This window comes from Octadecabacter algicola (genome assembly GCF_021532625.1).
Lineage (GTDB): Bacteria > Pseudomonadota > Alphaproteobacteria > Rhodobacterales > Rhodobacteraceae > Octadecabacter > Octadecabacter algicola.
Genome location: NZ_JAKGAR010000001.1, coordinates 1,269,985 through 1,289,008, shown reverse-complemented (window position 1 = coordinate 1,289,008; position 19,024 = coordinate 1,269,985). Strand labels below are relative to the sequence as shown.

Here is a 19,024-nt window from a genome sequence, read left to right as displayed (position 1 = left end):
TATAATGACCGTTCAAGTGGACTGAAGGTGTCCCATATCGTGGTCTATTTACTTAAAGGGTGGAGTGATTTGTGACCGAACGAACTTTTGAGATGGACGGGTTTGATCGCAAGATTCTCGACGTCATTGCCGTAGACGGTAGAATCAGCGTGACCGAGTTGTCAAAGCGGATTGGCCTGTCGAAATCCCCGACCCAAGCCCGTCTGCGGCGGCTTGAGGAAAATGGCGTTGTGCGCGGCTATCGCGCTTTACTGGATCCAATTCGGCTAGGGCGTGACCACGTTGCGTTCGTTGAGGTGAAGCTCACCGATACGCGAGAAGCGGCGTTGGCTGAATTTAACAATGCGGTGTTGCAGATCCCCGAGATCGAACAATGCCATCTGATCGCGGGCGCGTTTGACTATTTGTTAAAGGTCCGCACGGCCTCCATGACGAGCTACCGCGTTGTTTTGGCTGAACGTTTGTCGACGCTACCTTATCTGGCAAACACGTCGACATATGTCGCGATGCAGTCTGTCAAAGAAGAGGCTGTCGCCCCGCCTGTTGGATGATCGCAAAGGCGTGAGTTGACGCAGCGCAGTTTTGGGCCATTCTTTGGGGTCATGAAAACGCTAAAACATTTGTGCCTAGCAGCGAGCCCGATCTTTGCTTCACCAGCCTTTGCTGTGTGTCCCGAAGACGTAGGCGTTGGTGAGGCCCTTGTAGAAATCGTCGAAAATATGCGTGATGCGCCGAGCGAAGCCTCTGCGCGCCAGTTTTCGAATGCGATGTGGGAAATCTGGTTGGATGCACCTGATGAGCTGGCGCAAGCGATGCTCGACGAGGGCTTGGCCACTCAGCGGTATGGTGACTACGATGCGAGCCGCGCTGTATTGAGCGAGCTTATTGTGTACTGCCCGAGGTATGCCGAAGGGTATAATCAACGGGCCTATGCGGCGTTTTTGTCTTTTGACTATGAGGCCGCATTGGTTGATCTGGATATCGCGATAGATTTGCAGCCCGTCCACTTGGGGGCCCTAACAGGCAAAGCGCGCACATTGATAGAATTGGGTCGCGACGACGAGGCGCAGCTGGTTTTGCGTGAAGCTTTAGACATCAATCCGTGGCTTGCGGAACGTCATTTGCTGGATGGGTCAATTGAAAGCGATATCTGACTAGACGCCGCGCAACATTTGCCTATGTTCGCACTCGTTGCCTAACCCGTGTGCCCGCGTGGTGGAATGGTAGACACTGGAGACTTAAAATCTCTTGGCCGTATGGCCGTGCCGGTTCGAGTCCGGCCGCGGGTACCAAGGTGTTTTCACTTCAAGAAACGTCAGATGAAAAAAACATGCAGGGCATGAAAAAAAGCGGCCGCCGGAATACGGGGCCGCTTTTCCATTGAATAGGTTTGAAATTACATCCGTGCTGCGGACAGGGCGATGGCCTGTTGGTAAACGGTTGCGGCATTCCATTCGTTCAACACGCGGAAGTTGGCGCTGCCTTCTTGATAGCCTTGTCCGGGTTGCCAGCCTTTTTGGCGCAGGAAATTCGCCGTAGACGCGAGGCTGTCGGTCACAGAATAGAGGTCAACACGCCCATTGCCGTCTGCATCGACGCCATAACGTAGCGCGTTGCCTGGAAGGAACTGTGTGTGGCCCATTTCACCGTGGGCTGCGCCCCGCTGGTTCGCGCCGAGCCCACCTTGGTCCACCAACATCAACGCGGCAATCGCGTGTGGTGTGAAGAACCCAGAACGGCGGCAATCATAAGCTACAGTCGTGATGCTATCGACGACGGGTGTGTTGCCCATTGTACGCCCGAACCCTGTTTCCATCCCGTGGATGGCCAGCAAGATACCCGCTGGCACGCCATAAGCGCTTTCGAGAGAGGCATAGAAATTAGCGTTTTGATTGTATTGACGGCGCATTTGGCCAGCAAAGCTATCAAGGCTGCCAAGACGGATGCGGATAAATTCGTTCAACTCATAGCGCACGCCAGTTTGGTTGCGGTCTGCGTTGATCGTGGATTGGGAGTATTGGGCGTTGGCCAGTGCGGAAAGGCCGGCTTGTCCGACACCTGCGGCTGCGGCTTCTGCGGCAAAAGCCTGTTTCCAAGCGGCAAAACCGCTGCTGTCGTTGCCGCATGGTGCAGCAAGTGAAGGTGAGGCGAGGGCCGCAAAAGCGGCGGCAAGAACGAAACGCATTAAGAGTACTCCGGTTGAATGGTTGACCAGAAGCTAACATGTTTTGGTGAAGGGGGTAGTCAGGTTTTCAAGGCCTTTTCTCTTTTCGGCGTTGCATCGCCAATCAAAGGGAAAGGATCTCTGCGATAACATCGATCGCGGCGCGTATGGCGGGGTCTTGGCGGGCGTCTTGATGGGCCACAATCCACTGTGAATGGGATAGCTGTGGGATGGGGTCAGAAAGACGCACCATGGTTTCGGACGGATCGCCAATAAACGTTGGTAGGATAGCACGGCCAAACCCAGTATTTGCCAGCTCGTACGCTATTTGTGGCGTTGAGGCCGTTGCGACGATCTGATCGCTATAGTGGCGAAGCAACCAACGTTGGGATGACCCTGCATGATCGCTCGGGGCCGGTGCAATGTAGCCCTTAACTGATGGATCGGTTCCGTAAATCGCAAATTCTACAGGGCGAACTTTTTGCCTTGCCAGCCAAGGGTGGTCTGGCGGCGCGTTTCGAATTCCTATGTCCGCTTCGCGTCGCGCAAGGTCCAGATGGTTGATCGTATCCAAAAAGGCGGGGCGCCAATCGGGGCGATTTGGAAGGTGTTTTGCCAAATGCGTGAGCGTCCAGGTGCCGGATGTGATCCGAACCAGTGGTGCTGGGTCTGTATTGTCGCGCCAACGCCGAAGGCGATTTCGTACTTCGTTGAGGCTCGTTATTTCGTCGGCCAGTGAGCGCCCATCTTCGGTGAGGGTGACGGACGGTCCGTTACGGTCCAGAAGGGTTCTGCCAAGTTCTGTTTCAAGGTGCCTCATTCTGCGTGACACCGTCGGCAAAGGGATCCCCATGCGTTGTCCAGCAGATGTAAGATTGCCTGCCTCAACGACTGCAAGAAGGAGAGCGAGATCATCAAAGCTGATTTCATTTTTGAAAGCCATGTTCAAAATTTGCGCAGTTTTATGAGTTAATCAAGGCAATATATCTTGGGTCTAGTCGCATCAGTTCCATAGGTGAAAAATGCAATCGCTTATTTCTTCTAACACAAACGGCCCAAGAAACTATGCAAGAGAGGAAAAAGAACACTTTGAACGTCTGGTGAAAAGTCACAGGAAATGGTCATCGCGGCGACGACGGCTGCGATTGATTGCCTTTCTATTCGGGCGGTCAAAGGTTAGTCGCGTTTCCCGGCAAACTTTTCGGACCATTCTTCGCGTTCATCATCGGTGATTTTCGCGAACAAGTTGTCTGGGACCGTGAATTCGTGGCCTTCTGGTAGGGCCGCAATGGCGGTCGCCATATCCGAGGGCCATTCCGTGTCCAGCGTGTTCATCGCGGACAGCAACTTGGCAGAGGCTGACGGGATAAACGGTGCGGACAGCACCGCGTAGATGCGGATCAGGTTTAGCGCGAGGCGGATTTGTGCGGCGGCTTGATCCGGGTCTTCTTTGAAGACCGCCCAAGGCGCGGTCGCTTGCAAATATTCATTGCCTGCAGCCCACATCGCACGCAATTCAGCGGCTGCTTTGCGAATTTCAATCTTATCCATTGCGTCTTGATAGCTGGTCAATCGGGCCTGAAGATCGGCAATCAGCTGAGTTTCGGCGTCGCCATAGGTTCCGCCCGCCGGGACATTTTCAGAAAACTTGGAACGGCAGAATTTGGTGACGCGGCTGACGAAATTGCCCAAAACATCGGCAAGGTCTTTGTTACAGTCCGTTTGGAACTGGTCCCACGTGAACTCGGAATCCGACGTTTCTGGCGCACGGCTGAGTAACCACCAGCGCCAGTAGTCTGCGGGTAGAATTTCAAGTGCCTGATCCATGAAAACGCCGCGTCCGCGCGACGTTGAGAACTGGCCACCATCATAGTTCAGATAGTTAAACGACTTTAGGTAATCGACGCGCTTCCATGGTTCGCCCGACCCGATGATTGTCGCGGGGAAGGACAGCGTGTGGAATGGCACGTTATCTTTACCCATGAACTGGGTGTAACGCACGTCGTCTGCGCCTTTGTCGGTGCGCCACCAGCGTGCCCAATCGTCGCCTTTGCCTGCATCGACCCATTCCTGCGAACACGCGATGTATTCGATGGGCGCATCAAACCAGACGTAGAAAACCTTGCCTTCCATACCGGGCCAATCGTCGTCGCCCTTTTTAACAGGAACGCCCCAATCAAGGTCGCGGGTGATGCCGCGGTCTTGCAGCCCGTCACCATCATGGAGCCACTTCTTGGCGATGGAGGTGGTGAGGACAGGCCAACCGTCCTGACTGTCGATCCATGCGTCGATGTCGTCTTTCAGCTTGGATTGCAGCAGATAAAGGTGCTTGGTCTCGCGCATTTCCAGATCTGTGGAGCCGGAGATGGTGGAGTGTGGATTGATCAGATCAACCGGATCAAGGAGTTTGCCGCAGTTGTCACATTGATCGCCGCGCGCGTCTTCATACCCGCAGTTGGGGCAGGTGCCCTCAATATAGCGATCCGGCAGGTAGCGCCCGTCAGCATGGGAATACATCTGCGTTTCCATGCGTTCTTCGATCAACCCGTTGTCGGCCAAGACGCCTGCAAAATGTTGTGTCAGCTTGCGGTTCTGTTCGCTGCTGGAACGCCCATAATGATCAAACGACAGTGAAAACCCTTCGGCGAGTTTTGCCTGCACGGCCCACATCTCTGCGCAGTAATCCGCAACGGGTTTTCCCGCTTTGGCTGCGGCCAGTTCTGCTGGGGTGCCATGTTCATCGGTCGCACATAGAAACAAAACCTCATCACCCCGTCCACGCAGGTAGCGAGCGTACAAGTCGGCAGGCAGTTGGCTGCCCACGAGATTACCAAGGTGTTTGATCCCGTTGATGTAGGGAATTGCGGAGGTGATAAGGTGGCGCGCCATGTAAACCGTCTATTATCTGAATGAAATTTCGCTTTATCAGGGGTGCATGGTCCTTACCAGACCTTCCAACACTTTCCGCAGGGGCCAACAGGCGTGCGGGATGCCTTGCAATGGCATGAACCGTATCGAGCGGCGGGTTTTCTTTCGCCATGAGAATAAGGAGGCGTGTGTCGCCAGTGGAAGGGTACACACCTTGGTATGTGAAACAATACCTTGTTTCAAACGTTGACGTCGGTACTGTGCCGGTAATTTAAAGCTGCTCCTTTTTTTGTTTTATAACATCTCTTTCCGTCAATTTCGACAATCAGAGAGAATGTTTGCCGCATCCTTTTCAAGGGTCCGCTTTGAAGCCAAATAAATTTGAAACCTAAGATATATTGGAAAAGATCAATGACATTTACCGTAGTTTCTAGCGACATCATCGGGACAGCAAATGGCGTAACCCTTACGACCGATGATGAAATTTTAATCCTAGAAGGCGTGCACGTCATTTCAACGACAGGCGACGGCATTTACGGGAGCACGTCGGCTGACAACGTTGATATCACAGTCGCAGGAACCGTTGTCGGCGACAATCGAGGCATCATGGCGTTCGGGGACGACATCACTCTGACCATCTTGGAAACTGGATCGGTAATCGGAACTCTAGAAGATGCCGGCACTGGGGCGTTGAATTTCGAAGGGGAGAATGCATCCGTTACCAATTACGGCACAATTTTGGGGTCGGACATGTTTGGCATTTTCTTCGGCGATCCATCTGCGACATTAAACAACAGCGGTCAGATTTCAGGGACATCCGGCGTCCTTTTGTGGGATACGGATGCCACGATCGTAAATAGCGGCACGATTATGGGAAGTGCGAACGACCGGACGGATGAATTTGTAGACCATGGGGTTGTGGTTCGCGGTGGTGCGTCTGTCATTACCAATTTGGATGGCGGGATCATTGGAACGTCCTCTCAAGATGGATCCGGTGTCGTAATCATGTCTAATCTTTTTGGGAGTGAGTTCACGCTGAACAACTTTGGTCAAATTGTTGGCGACGCATACGGCTTTGTCAATAATTCTAACAGTACGATTCTCGTCAGTGATATCAACAACCACGGTACAATTTCAGGAAACGTTGCCGGCATGCAGGGCGGGGCTGGAATCGAGGACGTGGCCAACAGCGGGCTGATCGGGGGCGACGTAAACCTAGGCAACGGTGATGATAAATTGCTTAACTTCGGCCTCATAGACGGGGATGTCGATTTGGGCGGTGACGACGATATCTACCGTGCAATCGGGGATGGTGCCGTGGCTGGGTCTATCGTGGGTGGTAGCGGTGATGACACATTAACGGGCGCATCTGGCGAAGACGAGTTTTTCGGTGACGCTGGCGATGACATCCTGCGCGGCGCTGACGGTGATGATGTGTTGTTTGGCGGCAGTGATGACGATGTCTTGGACGGCGGCGTCGGTGATGACGTGCTTTACGGTGAAGACGACGATGATCGTCTGCTGGGCAAAGCAGGCGAAGACGTTCTGTTCGGCGGCGATGGCGACGACATTCTGCGCGGCGATGCTGGGCTTGATGTGCTGTATGGCGGCGCTGGCAGTGACCGTCTGTTTGGCGGGTCCGGCGAGGATCAGTTTTTGTTCACCTCAATCACCGACAGTCCCAATACTAACACCGACCGCGATATCATCCGCGATTTCGAAGTGGGTGTTGATCTGATCGGGGTCAGCCAACTTAGCAGCCCTGCATTTGCGTTCATTGGATCGGCGGGCTTTTCGGGCACTGCACCCGAACTGCGCGCAGTGGTTTCGGCTGGTGGGGACACGAATGTTTACCTTGATACAGACGGCAGCGGGGTCGCTGACATGCGTATTCTGGTGTCAGGTGTTACAACGCTGACGGCGGATGATTTCATCCTCTGACGAGTTTTCCATCATGCACTAAGAGCGATCCCGTGCGCGGGGTCGCTACTGCACCAACTGGCCGCCCACTCTGATGTGAAACTAAGGCGTTTGCTTCGCGCGCCACAGAATGAACAATCCAGACAACACAATCAGTCCTGACCCGAAAATCATTGCCCCACTTAGGGCTTCGTCAAATAGCATGACCCCGAGGGCGATGCCGAATAATAGCCGTGTGTATCGAAATGGCGTGACTGCGGAAACCTCGCCCGTGCGCATTGCTTTCATCAAGCATGCATAGGCGCCAGCGCCTGTGAATATCGCGGCGAGCATGTAGATCGTTGTTCGCCAATCAAGCCACACGAATGGCTTGGCTTGCCACAGAGAAAACATCGCCCCGGCGACAGCGACCGCCAGAAAACCGTAAAGACCGAGTATGGTCGTGCTCAGTGACTTGGGGGCTGCACGGCTGGCTAAGTCGCGCCCCGCAAAGCCTAACATGCCTAAGATCGCGAAGATTGATAGGGCCGAGAAACCGTCTGCCCCAGGTTGGACAACGATAATGACGCCGATCAATCCGACTATAATTGCACCCCATCTGCGCCAGCCAACAGTTTCGCCAAATACCAATGCAGCGCCGGCAACCACCACCAGCGGTGTCGCCTGTAAGATCACCGTGGCCGCGGATAAAGGCGTCAACGCAATGGCCAGCACATAAAACAACCGTCCTGTAATCTCGAACACTGCGCGGATGCGCATAGGGCGTGATAGCACGGCTGCCGGAAATAACGGGTCGCGGCCAAGCAAGGCAATCACCGCGAAAACCAAAGCGCCACCCAGCCCGAAGAGTATCAGGATTTCACCGACTGGTAGCGTCGTGGAAGCGGCCTTGAGAAGTGCGTCTTCGACTGCGAAAGCGGCCATCGCAGCGATCATCCAAAGGCTACCGATAAGATTGTAGCGGCTGTCAGATTTGGGCGGTGATGGTGTCAATTTTCGTCTTTCTGGTCACGCGAACGCCCCAAGAGCCGCCCAATCGTAAAGGATGTACGCGGCGCGTAAATGTAGGGCGTGCGATCTTCGCGGGTTTCGCGCACTTTCATCCGGCTCAGGCCGAACACCAGCAATAGAATATGGCCGGCGGAGATAAAGTAGAACAATGCGGCGGGGCCAAAGTTTTCGATTAGCAATGACGTGACCCAAGGCGCCGCAATTGCGCCGACGGCATAAAAAAACATCAATGCGGCAGACAGTTCTATCCGCTCCTCGGAGGTGGCAAAGTCATGGGCGTGGGATGCGGCAACCGAATAGACTGGAAATGTCGTGAAGCCGAAGAAAGTTGCACTGGCCATTACGCCAACGGTGCCAAGTCCAGATGCGGCAACCGTGACAGCACATGACAGCACGGACGCCACAGACAACCAGATCAGCACCCAGCGACGGTCATATTTGTCGGCCAGCCAACCGGCCGGATATTGCGCAGCCGCACCGCCCGCAACAAAGGCCGCAAGAAACAAGCCAATCTGGCTTGCCTCGAGGCCGACTTCCTGACCGTAGATTGGCCCGACCATACGAAACGATGCACCCGACAAGGCCGCCACAAGTACTCCAGCAACCGCAAGAGGCGACATGCGCCATGCAAGGCCCGGGCGTAGGCGCGGTGCCTTTGGCGTGTCGGGCTGGGGAACACGGGTCAGAGCGAGTGGCAAAAGGGAAGCGCAGCACAGGATTGTTAGCAGATTGTATGCCACATAGGTTTCCATGCTGGCTAAACTCCCGATTAGAAGTTGTGCAATCAAGCTGCCGCCCATGTCTACAACGCGGTACATCCCCATGGCGCGACCACGGTTTTCATTGGTGACTTTGGCTTGTAGCCAGCTTTCAACCACGGTGTAGCAACCCGCAATGCAAATCCCAGACATGACCCGTAAGAAAGCCCAGGCCGTCGGGTCAAACACAAGGATATGGCCCGCCATGCCAATCGCGCCCATGGAGGTGAAAACCGCAAAGGCACGCGAATGGCCGACGTCGCCCATCAAACGCGGCGCCCACCAACAGCCGACAAAGAACCCGACGAAGTGCATGGAGCCCAGAAATCCGACTTCGCCAGTGCTGAAACCGCTTCCCAACCCTGTCAAAGCATCCAGAGGTCCGACAGCCCCCGAAGAGAGCTGCAGGAGAAGAGCCGCTAAAAACAGGGCTGCAAAAGAGATAAACATCCGCATAGGGCCATAAGCGCTGGAACTACTGGCCAGCGCTAGGGCTAATTCGACTTATTGTGTCGTGGATGTCGTATCGGCTGAATTTAACACCGGGATGACCAAATCACGGGAACAACGGGTTGTGCAGCGCCGTTCCAAGGTTATGTTTCCGCTAAGAAAACATGAGGGCGCTATGAAACAGATCGAACTTGGCCGGACAGGCATTAATGTCAGCGATTGGTGCCTTGGCACGATGACATTTTCCACCCAAACCCCCGAAGATGACGCACATCGCCAGATTGACATGTGCCTCGATGCGGGGATCAATTTTATGGATACCGCAGAGATGTATCCCGTTAACCCGATCCGCAAAGAAACTGTCGGAAATTCAGAAAAGTGCATTGCCAATTGGATCGCCAAAACGGGCCGCCGCAAGGATGCTATTATCGCAACCAAAGCGGGCGGCGATAGCCAGATGATCCGTGGCGGTGAGGGATATAGCCCCGAAAATATTCTGTCTATCTTGGACGGAAATCTGCAACGTCTCGGAACTGATTACATCGACCTTTACCAACTGCATTGGCCCATGCGTGGGTCTTATGCGTTTCGTCAAAATTGGTCGTTCGACCCAAGCAAACAGAACCGCCAGCAGACGATCGACCACATGGGCGGCGTTCTTGAGAAACTGAAACAGGCGGAACAGGCAGGGAAGATCCGTGCGTTCGGCATGTCCAATGAATCTGCATGGGGATCGACAAAGTGGATCGATGTCGCCGAAGAAATCGGGGCCCCGCGCATGGCGTCGGTGCAGAACGAATATTCGCTTCTTCATCGTCTTTACGACACCGACATGGCTGAGATGTCGGTCAACGAAGACGTCGTCTGTTTCTCTTATTCGCCTCTGGCCACGGGGCTTCTGACGGGTAAATACCAAAACGGTGCAATTCCGGAAGGGTCGCGCATGACTCATGGGCCGAAACTTGGCGGGCGGGTGACGCCGCGCGCATTTGTGGCCGTGGACGCCTACCAAGATGTAGCCAACAAACACGGGATGAAGTTGGAACATATGGCGATGGCATTTCAACGATCCCGCCCGTTCAAAGTGAGCGCGATCTTTGGCGCGACCACGTCCGAACAATTGGCGTCTTTGTTGGACGGTAAAGACATCGAACTGTCTGCTGAGGCGAAGGCCGATATTGACGCCGTGCACCGTCTGCACCCGATGCCGTATTAGGTCGTCAAATCAACCATGAATCGTGGACCTGCGCCTGTAATGTCTTTGAGGATGTCCATCGCTCGGTAAGCTGCAATGGCGGTTTCGTTGCTCGGGTCTGTCCCAATGGTCAATCGGGTCGCGCCGATCTTTCTTGCGTGCGATTTCGCGGCAAGGATCAGCGCGGTGCCGACGCCTGTGCTGCGGTGCGTTTCAACGACGAATAGGTGGTGAATATCGACGCGGATTTTGCCTTCGTGTAGGACCATTGTAGGCGTTAGGCCCGCATAACCTACAGGTGATCCGTCCTGTTTGGCGATCAACGCGGTGCCCATCGGGGCAGGGCCGAAAAAGATGTCATCTAGATGGGCCAAAGAGACCTGCGCTTCATCCCCATGAAATGCCGAAAGAGCACAAATCATTTCATAGAGAACAGGTAGGTCGTCACGGGTGGCGGAGGCGATGTCGTTCATGAGCCATTAGAGGCGTTTTGAGGCCTTGCGTGTCAAGATGGTGGGACTAGGGTTCAGGCAAATACAGGAGATTCCCAATGCCTTTGACCATGAACCGCGACGTTTTCATCACTGCTGCCATCACCGGATCAGGCAGCACGCAAGATCGCAGCCCACATGTGCCGCGCTCTCCTGAACAGATTGCCGCGTCGGCAATTGATGCCGCCAAAGCAGGGGCTGCAGTGGTCCATTGTCACGTGCGCGATCCTGAAAGTGGCGTGCCAAGCCGGCATCTAGACCTATACCGCGAACTAACGGACAGAATTCGGGCCGCAGATGTCGACGTAGTCTTGAACCTGACGGCAGGCATGGGGGGGGACATCGTCTTTGGTGGCGTTGAAAGCCCGCTGCCCACCGTGGCAGGGACCGATATGGTCGGGGCGACAGAACGGGTTGCCCACGTTGCTGAATGCTTGCCGGAAATCTGTACGCTCGACTGCGGTACAATGAATTTTGCCGAGGCTGACTACGTGATGACCAACACGCCTGGCATGCTGCGTGCGATGGGCCAAATGATGACTGACCTCGGTGTGAAACCTGAAATCGAGGCCTTTGATACAGGCCACCTTTGGTTCGCCAAACAGCTGGTTGCCGAAGGGATTCTAAAACCGGACGCGCTTGTTCAGCTTTGCATGGGTGTTCCATGGGGCGCGCCTGATGACCTGAATACATTCATGGCAATGGTGAATAACGTGCCGGATGAATGGACGTTCAGCGCCTTCGGGCTTGGCCGCAGCCAGATGCCCTTCGTTGCGGCGTCCGTGTTGGCAGGTGGCAATGTGCGCGTCGGTCTTGAGGACAACTTGATGCTCGATAAGGGCGTGCTGGCGACCAATGCGCAACTCGTTGAGCGGGCGCATGGGATTATTGAAAACCTTGGTGCACGGGTCATTGGCCCAGCAGAAGTCCGTGAAAAGCTGGGGTTGGTGAAGCAAGCGCCCCGAGGGTAACACCCGTGAAACCTGTCATCTGTGCCATTTGGGCCATCCTGCTTGGCGGAATGTCCGCTTGCACAACTGTTCCGGCCCCAGCCCCTTTGCCGGAACCATTTGGTGTGACAATGGTTGAAGAAACCACCTGTAACGGTTTGGGTGGGCGTATTGTGATGGGGTCAGATGGCGGGTTTTGCTCGATGGATCCCTGACGAGGGGTGGAATGAAGCGATTTTTTAAGGTGCTGCCGTTTGTCATTTTGGCGGCTTGTTTGGCCCAAGAACCTGAGAGCCCTGAAATTCCCATCGTCATGGAACGATTCAGGGATCAGTCGGCACAAATTGCATCCCAAACTGACGTTACGGCTGACAGAATGGCTGGTAATTGGGTCATTCGGCAAAGATTTGCTGGCCAACCCGGTCCGGCCCATGAAATCTCCATCAGCACTCTGCCGCAAGGCGCTTTGCAGATGAATGTGATGACGCATCGCTGTGATGATGGCACCTGCGCAGAGTTTGAAACCCTTGTTTTACTTGAAGCCGTTGGCCCTGGTCGCTGGAAGCCGACAGGGGATCAAACGGTTTTGTTTGATGGAGAAATCTGGGTGATGTGGATGGATTTTGATACCCGTACGGTGGCTATAGGCATTCCGACAGGGGAATTTGGCTGGATCATGGATAAAAATCCGACCGGAGGGGGTGATCGCATCACTGCGGCACGGGACATTATGGATTGGTTTGGTTATGATGTGTCACGACTCCAAGAGGTAAGAAGATGAATCGTTTAATTGTAGGACTAGGGTGCGCTTTGGCGTTGACGGGCTGTGACGAGATCGCAATGCCGACTGGTGGTGGGGCTGGCTTCCCGATGGCGAGCGCGGTGACAGGCGGCGGTAACGGCCGGATGGAATTCCTCGTTCTTGGGTCCAATATGGGTTTCGAAGAGTGCCGTTCTCGTGGCGGTATCATCATTCGCGACAGTGGCAGCCCGATGATCGCATGTGATCCACGTGTGCGCCGCGAACCTGTCCCGGCTAATGAATTTGATCATCCAGGCAGTCCTGTTCCACAGACGGCCGAAGTCGTCGACGGTTAACGCCGCAATTGGTCGTTAATTGGCTTGACGTCCCTACTAAAAAAGCCTCGCATGAGCGGGGCTTTTGACATTAAAGGGGCAAGCTTTGGCACAAGTAGCGGCAATCATCGGCGGTGGTGTAATCGGGGGCGGCTGGGCCGCAAGGTTCCTGTTAAATGGTTGGGATGTCAGGGTTTTTGATCCAGACCCAGAGGCGCAGCGCAAGATCGGTGAGGTTCTTGATAATGCGCGGGCGTCCTTGCCTGGATTGTATGACATGCCGATGCCTGCCGAAGGCGAATTGTCGTTTTGCGATACACTTGAACAAGCCGTATCGGGTGCGTCGTGGGTGCAAGAAAGCGTGCCAGAACGGCTAGAGTTAAAGCACAAAGTATTTGCCGAAGTGCAGGCGCACCTTGATCCGGAGGCCGTCATTGGCTCGTCGACATCAGGGTTCAAACCTTCCGAGCTTCAGCAGGGCGCCAAAGATCCGACGCAGATCATGGTCACACACCCGTTTAACCCAGTTTACCTTTTGCCGCTGATCGAATTGGTGCCGGGCGATAATAATGACCCGCGTGCTGTGGACTGGGCAAAGACGGTATTGGAACAGATCGGTATGTTCCCCCTTGTCGTTAAGAAAGAGATCGACGCGCATATCGCGGACCGCTTCCTTGAAGCCGTCTGGCGCGAGGCGCTTTGGCTGATCAAAGACGGCGTCGCGACGACGAGCGAAATTGACGAAGCGATCCGCATGGGTTTCGGATTGCGCTGGGCACAGATGGGGTTGTTTGAAACCTACCGTATCGCAGGCGGAGAGGCCGGTATGCGCCACTTTATCGAACAGTTCGGCCCGTGCCTGTCATGGCCGTGGACCAAACTGATGGATGTTCCGGAGCTTACAGATGAGCTGATCGATCAAATCGCGGACCAGTCAGATGCCCAATCCGGCATGTACAGCATTCGTGAACTAGAACGCCATCGAGACGCCAACTTGGTTGGTATGATGCGCACACTCAAGGCACGGGATTGGGGTGCTGGCGCCGTGTTGAATGGCCACGATAAGGTCATGAACGCGCAGAATGTGATCCCAAACAGTCTGGCCGATGTCGCGGATATAACTCGCCCGGTGAAAACGGTGGACCGTGCCGTGCCGCTGGATTGGACCGATTATAATGGCCACATGAACGAAGCGCGCTATCTGCAGGCGTTTGGCGACGCCACTGATCGTTTGATGCTGATTGTGGGCTGCACGCCTGACTATATAGCGTCCGGCGGGAGCTATTTTACCGCCGAAACGCACATCCGCCATCTGGATGAAGTGCACGCAGGTGCGCGGATCAGGGTTGAGACACAGGTCTTGCTTGGTGAAGGGAAGAAGATGCAACTGTTCCACACGATGTATGAAGGCGACCGCGCCTTGGCCACTGGTGAGCATATGCTTATCCACGTCGACCTCAAAACCCGCGCGGCCAGCAATCCGGCACCACAGGTAGCAGCGGCGCTTTCGGAACTTGCAACGGCACACGCGAAGCTGCCACGCCCGATTGGTGCCGGTGCAGCTGTCGGCAAACGCTGATGCGTGTTTTGATCACCGCAGGGGCGTCTGGCATCGGGTATGCAATGGGGCAGGCGTTTGAAGCAGCGGGATATGACGTTTGGGTCACCGATGTTGATGAAACCGCGCTCGCGGCATGTCCGGATAACTGGACGATGCGGCGTGTAGATGCGGCATCCGAAAGCGATATGTCAGCACTGTTTGCAGAGGTTTCAGCGACGGGGCCGTTAGACGTCGTGTGTGCAAATGCGGGTGTCGCGGGACCAACGGCTAAGGTCGAAGACGTGGCGTGGGACGATTGGAAGTCCTGCGTTGACGTTACCCTCGGTGGTGCGTTCCTAACTGCGAAATACGCCGCCCCCATCATGAAGACGGCGGGGGCAGGGGCGATCGTGCTGACGTCATCCACGGCGGGTGTCTTTGGCTATCCCAACCGCGCGCCTTATGCGGCGGCCAAGTGGGGCGTTATTGGATTGATGAAGACATTGGCGATGGAGCTTGGCCCGTTTGGTGTTCGGGCGAATGCGATTTGCCCAGGCGCTGTCGAAGGGCCGCGTATGGAAGGCGTGCTCGAACGCGAAGCTGCTGCCAAGGGTATGTCGCGTGATGCTGTCTATGAAGGTTATGCCGCTGGCACCTCGATGAAGACTTTTGTGCGGGCATCCGACATCGCAGATATGGCGGTCTTTTTGTCGTCCAGTGGCGCGGGGCGGGTTTCTGGGCAGGTTATTTCGGTTGATGGCCATACGGAAAATCCCGACCCAAAGCCGTAAAAGCAGCCCGTCCATACTTGGCCAAGACCATTCCTGTCTGGCTTCTGGACGGCAAACTCGTCATGAGTAGCGAATGGACGCTTGGATTTACGTCACGATTTTGGCCGCTTTGGCACAGACGGCCCGTTTCGGGTTACAAAAGCAACTGCGCGCGACGCGGCTTAGCACGGCGGGGGCGACGTTTGCGCGGTTCGTTTATTCCGCGCCTTTGGTCGCGCTTGGCGTTCTGATTTACGCCGCCCTCACGGGGCAAAACCTGCCCGAAATTCCTGCACGTTTCTGGCCTTATGCGCTGGCGGGTGGATTGGCTCAGATCTTGGCGACGATGTGCGTCGTGGCCCTTTTTGCGCACCGTAACTTCGCGGTTGGTATCACATTCAAAAAGACAGAGGCCCTCATGGCCGTGTTCGTTGGTCTTATCGTTTTGGGCGAAGGCGTCTCAAGCTGGGGCTTTGCGGTCATCCTAATCGGTGTGGCGGGTGTGTTGCTGCTTTCTGATCCGCCAACGGTATCCAGCGATCCGTGGCGCAAACGGATCCTAAATCGTGCAACTGGGCTGGGTCTGGCATCTGGTCTGCTGTTTGCCTGTTCCGGTGTTGGTTATCGCGGGGCGTCGCTGTCGCTTGAAACTGGCGACGTGTTCTTACGGGCGACGTTGACGCTCGCGTGTGTGACGACCGCTCAGACCATCGCGATGGCTGCCTATCTACGTCTGCGCGAAGCAGGGGAGATCAGCCGGGTTTTGGCGAACTGGCGTATCGCGGGGCTGGTCGGGATCACCAGTATGATTGGATCAGCCAGCTGGTTTATCGCGTTCACATTGCAAACCGTGGCCTACGTTAAGGCCTTGGGGCAGATAGAATTGCTGTTTTCGTTGTTTGTCTCGTTTTTCTTTTTCAAAGAAAAGATCACAGCGAGAGAGCTTTGGGGTGGTGCTTTGTTGATGCTATCGGTTCTGGCGTTGATCCTAGTGACTTAGACGTCCAGCGGGCTACGTCCGCCGAGCCGCGTCACCAAATGCGTTTCATCATCGTTGCGAAAGAATGGAACGCTGGGCGCCGGACCACGCCGCAACGACGCGGAAATTTCAGCCAAGACAACTTCTGTGATGAACGGCAGGTCGAGCGCGCGGGCTTCATCCAAAGGAACCCAGTGCAGATGGCTCAATTCATCTTCTGCACGGGTGAAATCATCAGGGTCGCTGGCCAGACGGGACGCATTAACCGCGAAGAACCGAGCATCGAAGCGGCGGGGGCGGCCTTGCGGTGTTACCGCTCGAAAGACGAAATCAAGCGCAGATGCGTCGGGCAAATGGCCTGATGCTGCAAACCCACGCCAGCCTTTGGGCGGGTCTGGCCAATTGGCGGCTCGCCCCAATATCTGCCCCGTTTCTTCCCACAATTCCCGTATTGCGGCGGCGGCAAGGGCTGTCGCGGATCGTGTGCTGTCTTCGCTCAGGTTTGCCTGTGTTTTGGCTGGCAACGATAAGTCTATCGCACCGTCGACAGTATCAACTGCGCCCCCTGGAAAGACGTATTTGTTTGGCATAAAGGCCGCAGACGCCCCGCGCTGTCCCATTAAAACACGTGGTTTTGTTTCACGATCACGCAGCACGATGACGGTTGCCGCATCGCGTACCGCTGTCTTGTCGATTTGATCGCTCATCAAATAGCTTGCTTTCGTGGCTTATGTGGTGCCGCCAAACCCATGCATTCTGCGGGCCCACTGAATCCCAATGATCATGCCCTTAAAGCGCGGCAATAGAAAGAGAGACAACCCAACACAAATCACCGTCAGCACAGAGGCAAACAAGAGCGGGTCCGGCCGGAATTGAGAAAATCCAAGGTGCATAAGGATCGCCAGAACATGTCCGACGACCAGAATAGTAAGATAGGCGGGCCCATCATCTGCGCGGCTATGAGATAAGTCTTCGTTGCAGACAGGGCAGTTGTCCACGACTTTCAGGTAACCATCAAAAATCTTCCCTTCGCCACAGTTTGGGCAGCAGCGGCGCAATCCGTTCCAGATTGCGGGCTTTGTCGGGCGTTCGGCAGTCGGGGCAGCGTCTTGGGACATCTGGTCACCTCATTAAACATTAATCCCGTCTTTGTGGCCTGTTTTTAAGGCCAGAGACTATAGGCGAAAGTGTCGCGGCGCACGGTCTGAAAATTTTTTTGGTGCAAAAACGACGGAAATTTCGAGCTGTCCCGTTTCACTTACATCAGCGGCTAAGACGTCGCTCAATACAAACCAAAGATTGGAACTAAAAAATGAAGACCTTTATTCTTGTGGCAGCAATCGCAGCAGGCGCGACAGTAGCGGCAACAGCAGATGCGCGTGATAACGACCGTGGCCAGCGTATGGAAATGCCAACATTCGAACAGCTCGACGTCAATGCAGACGGCGGCGTAACGCTCGAAGAAATCGAAACAGCAATGCAGACACTTGCAGCAGAACGCTTTGCAGCAGCAGACACAAACGGAGACGGTGGTTTGTCTGCCGAAGAAATGACTGCGCAACGCGACGCTCAGCGTGCCGAACGTGCCAACGAACGTCTTGCTGAACGGATCGAAAATGCGGACACCAATGGTGACGGACTTTTGCAGGCTGAAGAAATGGCAGCCCAGATGGAAGACCGTCAAGGTCGTCGTGGACCAAACCTTGAGCGCATGTTTGACCGCGTAGATGCCAACGAAGACGGCACGGTTAGCGCTGAAGAGTTTGAAGCAGCGAAATCACGTATGGCCGAACGCGGTGAGCGTGGCGAACGCGGCGAACGTGGCCCGCGCGGCGACAACTAAGAACGACCCGTGGCACGGCGGATGATCCGCCGTGCCACCTATCTTACCTTGTGACGGCCCAACGACATGGATAGCACTACGTTCTATGACAGACTCGGCGAAGATCTTAACCGACGCGGATTTATTAGCGGCCTTTTCCGGCGGCGACCGCAGTGCTGCGCTGGAATTGACCCAGCGGTTGACCCCGCGTGTAATGGGGCAAGCCTATCGAATGCTGGGTAACCGGGCAGAAGCAGAAGATGTCGCGCAAGAAGCGATGCTGCGTCTGTGGAAGATCGCGCCAGAGTGGGACCCGGACCGGGCTAAAGTGACGACATGGCTTTACCGCGTTGTGGCAAACCTGTGTACGGATCGATTGCGAAAGTCCGGACGCGGTGTTGATATCGACAGTATCGAAGAACCCGCCGACACAGCGCCATCTGTGGCGGAAACATTGCAGGACACAGCGCGCGCACAGGCCTTGCGCACAGCGTTATGTGATCTGCCAGAACGACAGGCTGAAGCGGTCACGCTGCGCCACTTAGAAGACCGCAGCAATCCGGAGATTGCAGAGATTATGAAGACGAATGTGCGCACAGTCGAAAGTCTGATAGCACGGGGAAAGCGTTCCCTGATCGCACGACTGGCGGGACGCAAAGCAGAATTGGGGTATGAAGATGACCACTGACAATGACGAAAAGATGCTGAATGAGACCTTCGCGCAAATGCGCGTTGCTGATCCAGTTCCGTCAGAGGATCTGATGAACCGGATTATGCTGGATGCCGACATGGTCTTGGCCGAAGGGGCAACTGTACCGCAACGACCCAAACGTGGGCTTAGTGCGATGTTCCGAGACGTGATCGGCGGCTGGCCGACGTTTTCGGGCCTCGCAGCGGCGACAGTGGCTGGTGTTTGGATTGGGGCGGCTCAACCCGCTGCCCTGACGGATCTGTCGACAGGACTATGGGGAGACACCATTGAGGTGCCGCTTCTTGAAAGCGATCTATTTGCGGCATTGGAGGGTTAAG

General features: G+C 55.2%; 22 protein-coding genes and 1 tRNA gene. 15 read left to right on the top strand and 8 right to left on the bottom strand.

The features are described from left to right. Positions 1-92: 92 nt before the first annotated feature. The 3 genes from L0666_RS06395 to L0666_RS06385 all read left to right on the top strand — a co-directional run bounded on the left by L0666_RS06395 (position 93) and on the right by L0666_RS06385 (position 1,292). On the top strand, positions 93-551 hold the full coding sequence (locus L0666_RS06395; protein WP_237693242.1) for an Lrp/AsnC family transcriptional regulator: 459 nt from the start codon (positions 93-95) through the stop codon (positions 549-551). 51 nt (positions 552-602) lie between these two features. After that, on the top strand, positions 603-1,154 hold the full coding sequence (locus L0666_RS06390) for a tetratricopeptide repeat protein (RefSeq protein WP_235259466.1): 552 nt from the start codon (positions 603-605) through the stop codon (positions 1,152-1,154). Between the two features lie 52 nt (positions 1,155-1,206). Further along, positions 1,207-1,292 (top strand) — tRNA-Leu (locus L0666_RS06385). Between the two features lie 104 nt (positions 1,293-1,396). On the opposite strand, the gene L0666_RS06380 is transcribed toward L0666_RS06385, so the two are convergent. The 3 genes from L0666_RS06380 to metG form a co-directional block, all read right to left on the bottom strand. Further along, complete coding sequence (locus L0666_RS06380; RefSeq protein ID WP_235259465.1) at positions 1,397-2,185, bottom strand: lytic murein transglycosylase; 789 nt, start codon at positions 2,183-2,185, stop codon at positions 1,397-1,399. 103 nt (positions 2,186-2,288) lie between these two features. Continuing rightward, complete coding sequence (locus L0666_RS06375) at positions 2,289-3,107, bottom strand: LysR family transcriptional regulator (protein ID WP_235259464.1); 819 nt, start codon at positions 3,105-3,107, stop codon at positions 2,289-2,291. 233 nt (positions 3,108-3,340) lie between these two features. Next, positions 3,341-5,053: a methionine--tRNA ligase gene (metG, locus tag L0666_RS06370; protein WP_235259463.1), complete on the bottom strand. Its 1,713-nt coding sequence runs from the start codon at positions 5,051-5,053 to the stop codon at positions 3,341-3,343. Between the two features lie 390 nt (positions 5,054-5,443). On the opposite strand from metG, the gene L0666_RS06365 reads away from it, so the two are divergent. Continuing rightward, positions 5,444-6,973: a calcium-binding protein gene (locus L0666_RS06365; protein ID WP_235259462.1), complete on the top strand. Its 1,530-nt coding sequence runs from the start codon at positions 5,444-5,446 to the stop codon at positions 6,971-6,973. 81 nt (positions 6,974-7,054) lie between these two features. Here the strand turns inward: L0666_RS06365 and L0666_RS06360 are convergent, their stop codons facing one another. Both L0666_RS06360 and L0666_RS06355 read right to left on the bottom strand, forming a co-directional pair. Then, positions 7,055-7,888 (bottom strand): DMT family transporter, encoded by an 834-nt coding sequence (locus L0666_RS06360; protein WP_235259574.1) that lies wholly within the window; start codon positions 7,886-7,888, stop codon positions 7,055-7,057. 53 nt (positions 7,889-7,941) lie between these two features. Beyond that, the gene (locus L0666_RS06355) at positions 7,942-9,177 is read right to left on the bottom strand and encodes an MFS transporter (RefSeq protein ID WP_235259461.1); all 1,236 of its coding nucleotides are present in this window, start codon (positions 9,175-9,177) and stop codon (positions 7,942-7,944) included. 169 nt (positions 9,178-9,346) lie between these two features. Between L0666_RS06355 and L0666_RS06350 the strand changes: the two genes are divergently transcribed. After that, on the top strand, positions 9,347-10,387 hold the full coding sequence (locus L0666_RS06350; RefSeq protein WP_235259573.1) for an aldo/keto reductase: 1,041 nt from the start codon (positions 9,347-9,349) through the stop codon (positions 10,385-10,387). Here the strand turns inward: L0666_RS06350 and L0666_RS06345 are convergent. Then, positions 10,384-10,839 carry a GNAT family N-acetyltransferase gene (locus L0666_RS06345; protein ID WP_235259460.1) on the bottom strand — a complete coding sequence of 152 codons (456 nt, stop codon included), beginning with the start codon at positions 10,837-10,839 and terminating at the stop codon, positions 10,384-10,386. The genes L0666_RS06350 and L0666_RS06345 overlap by 4 nt on opposite strands. A 77-nt stretch (positions 10,840-10,916) precedes the next feature. On the opposite strand from L0666_RS06345, the gene bcoG reads away from it, so the two are divergent. From bcoG to L0666_RS06310, 7 genes are all read left to right on the top strand, one after another. Then, on the top strand, positions 10,917-11,828 hold the full coding sequence (gene bcoG / locus L0666_RS06340; RefSeq protein WP_235259459.1) for a 3-dehydrocarnitine:acetyl-CoA trimethylamine transferase BcoG: 912 nt from the start codon (positions 10,917-10,919) through the stop codon (positions 11,826-11,828). Positions 11,829-11,833: 5 nt separating this feature from the next. Then, entirely contained in the window at positions 11,834-12,022 is a 189-nt protein-coding gene (locus L0666_RS06335) for a hypothetical protein (protein ID WP_235259458.1), read from the top strand. A gap of 11 nt (positions 12,023-12,033) precedes the next feature. Then, complete coding sequence (locus L0666_RS06330) at positions 12,034-12,588, top strand: lipocalin/fatty-acid binding family protein (RefSeq protein ID WP_235259457.1); 555 nt, start codon at positions 12,034-12,036, stop codon at positions 12,586-12,588. After that, a complete protein-coding gene (locus L0666_RS06325; RefSeq protein ID WP_235259456.1) occupies positions 12,585-12,905 on the top strand; it encodes a hypothetical protein in 321 nt (106 codons plus the stop codon). The genes L0666_RS06330 and L0666_RS06325 overlap by 4 nt, the downstream gene beginning before the upstream one ends. An 85-nt stretch (positions 12,906-12,990) precedes the next feature. Next, the gene (locus L0666_RS06320; RefSeq protein WP_235259455.1) at positions 12,991-14,463 is read left to right on the top strand and encodes a carnitine 3-dehydrogenase; all 1,473 of its coding nucleotides are present in this window, start codon (positions 12,991-12,993) and stop codon (positions 14,461-14,463) included. Further along, positions 14,463-15,215, top strand: a complete 753-nt coding sequence (locus L0666_RS06315; RefSeq protein WP_235259454.1) for an SDR family oxidoreductase — start codon at positions 14,463-14,465, stop codon at positions 15,213-15,215. Before L0666_RS06320 ends, L0666_RS06315 begins: the two co-directional genes overlap by 1 nt. Positions 15,216-15,288: 73 nt before the next feature. Then, entirely contained in the window at positions 15,289-16,194 is a 906-nt protein-coding gene (locus L0666_RS06310; RefSeq protein ID WP_235259453.1) for an EamA/RhaT family transporter, read from the top strand. Here the strand turns inward: L0666_RS06310 and L0666_RS06305 are convergent. Both L0666_RS06305 and L0666_RS06300 read right to left on the bottom strand, forming a co-directional pair. Beyond that, positions 16,191-16,880 carry an NUDIX hydrolase gene (locus L0666_RS06305; protein WP_235259452.1) on the bottom strand — a complete coding sequence of 230 codons (690 nt, stop codon included), beginning with the start codon at positions 16,878-16,880 and terminating at the stop codon, positions 16,191-16,193. The two genes, L0666_RS06310 and L0666_RS06305, sit on opposite strands and share 4 nt — an antisense overlap. A 21-nt stretch (positions 16,881-16,901) precedes the next feature. Beyond that, positions 16,902-17,291, bottom strand: a complete 390-nt coding sequence (locus L0666_RS06300; RefSeq protein ID WP_235259451.1) for a DUF983 domain-containing protein — start codon at positions 17,289-17,291, stop codon at positions 16,902-16,904. A 194-nt stretch (positions 17,292-17,485) separates the two neighbouring features. Between L0666_RS06300 and L0666_RS06295 the strand changes: the two genes are divergently transcribed. The 3 genes from L0666_RS06295 (at position 17,486) to L0666_RS06285 (ending at position 19,023) form a co-directional block, all read left to right on the top strand. Further along, positions 17,486-18,016 carry an EF-hand domain-containing protein gene (locus L0666_RS06295; protein ID WP_235259450.1) on the top strand — a complete coding sequence of 177 codons (531 nt, stop codon included), beginning with the start codon at positions 17,486-17,488 and terminating at the stop codon, positions 18,014-18,016. An 85-nt stretch (positions 18,017-18,101) separates the two neighbouring features. Then, complete coding sequence (locus tag L0666_RS06290) at positions 18,102-18,683, top strand: sigma-70 family RNA polymerase sigma factor (RefSeq protein WP_235259449.1); 582 nt, start codon at positions 18,102-18,104, stop codon at positions 18,681-18,683. After that, positions 18,673-19,023, top strand: a complete 351-nt coding sequence (locus L0666_RS06285; RefSeq protein ID WP_235259448.1) for a hypothetical protein — start codon at positions 18,673-18,675, stop codon at positions 19,021-19,023. Before L0666_RS06290 ends, L0666_RS06285 begins: the two co-directional genes overlap by 11 nt. Position 19,024: the final 1 nt, after the last annotated feature.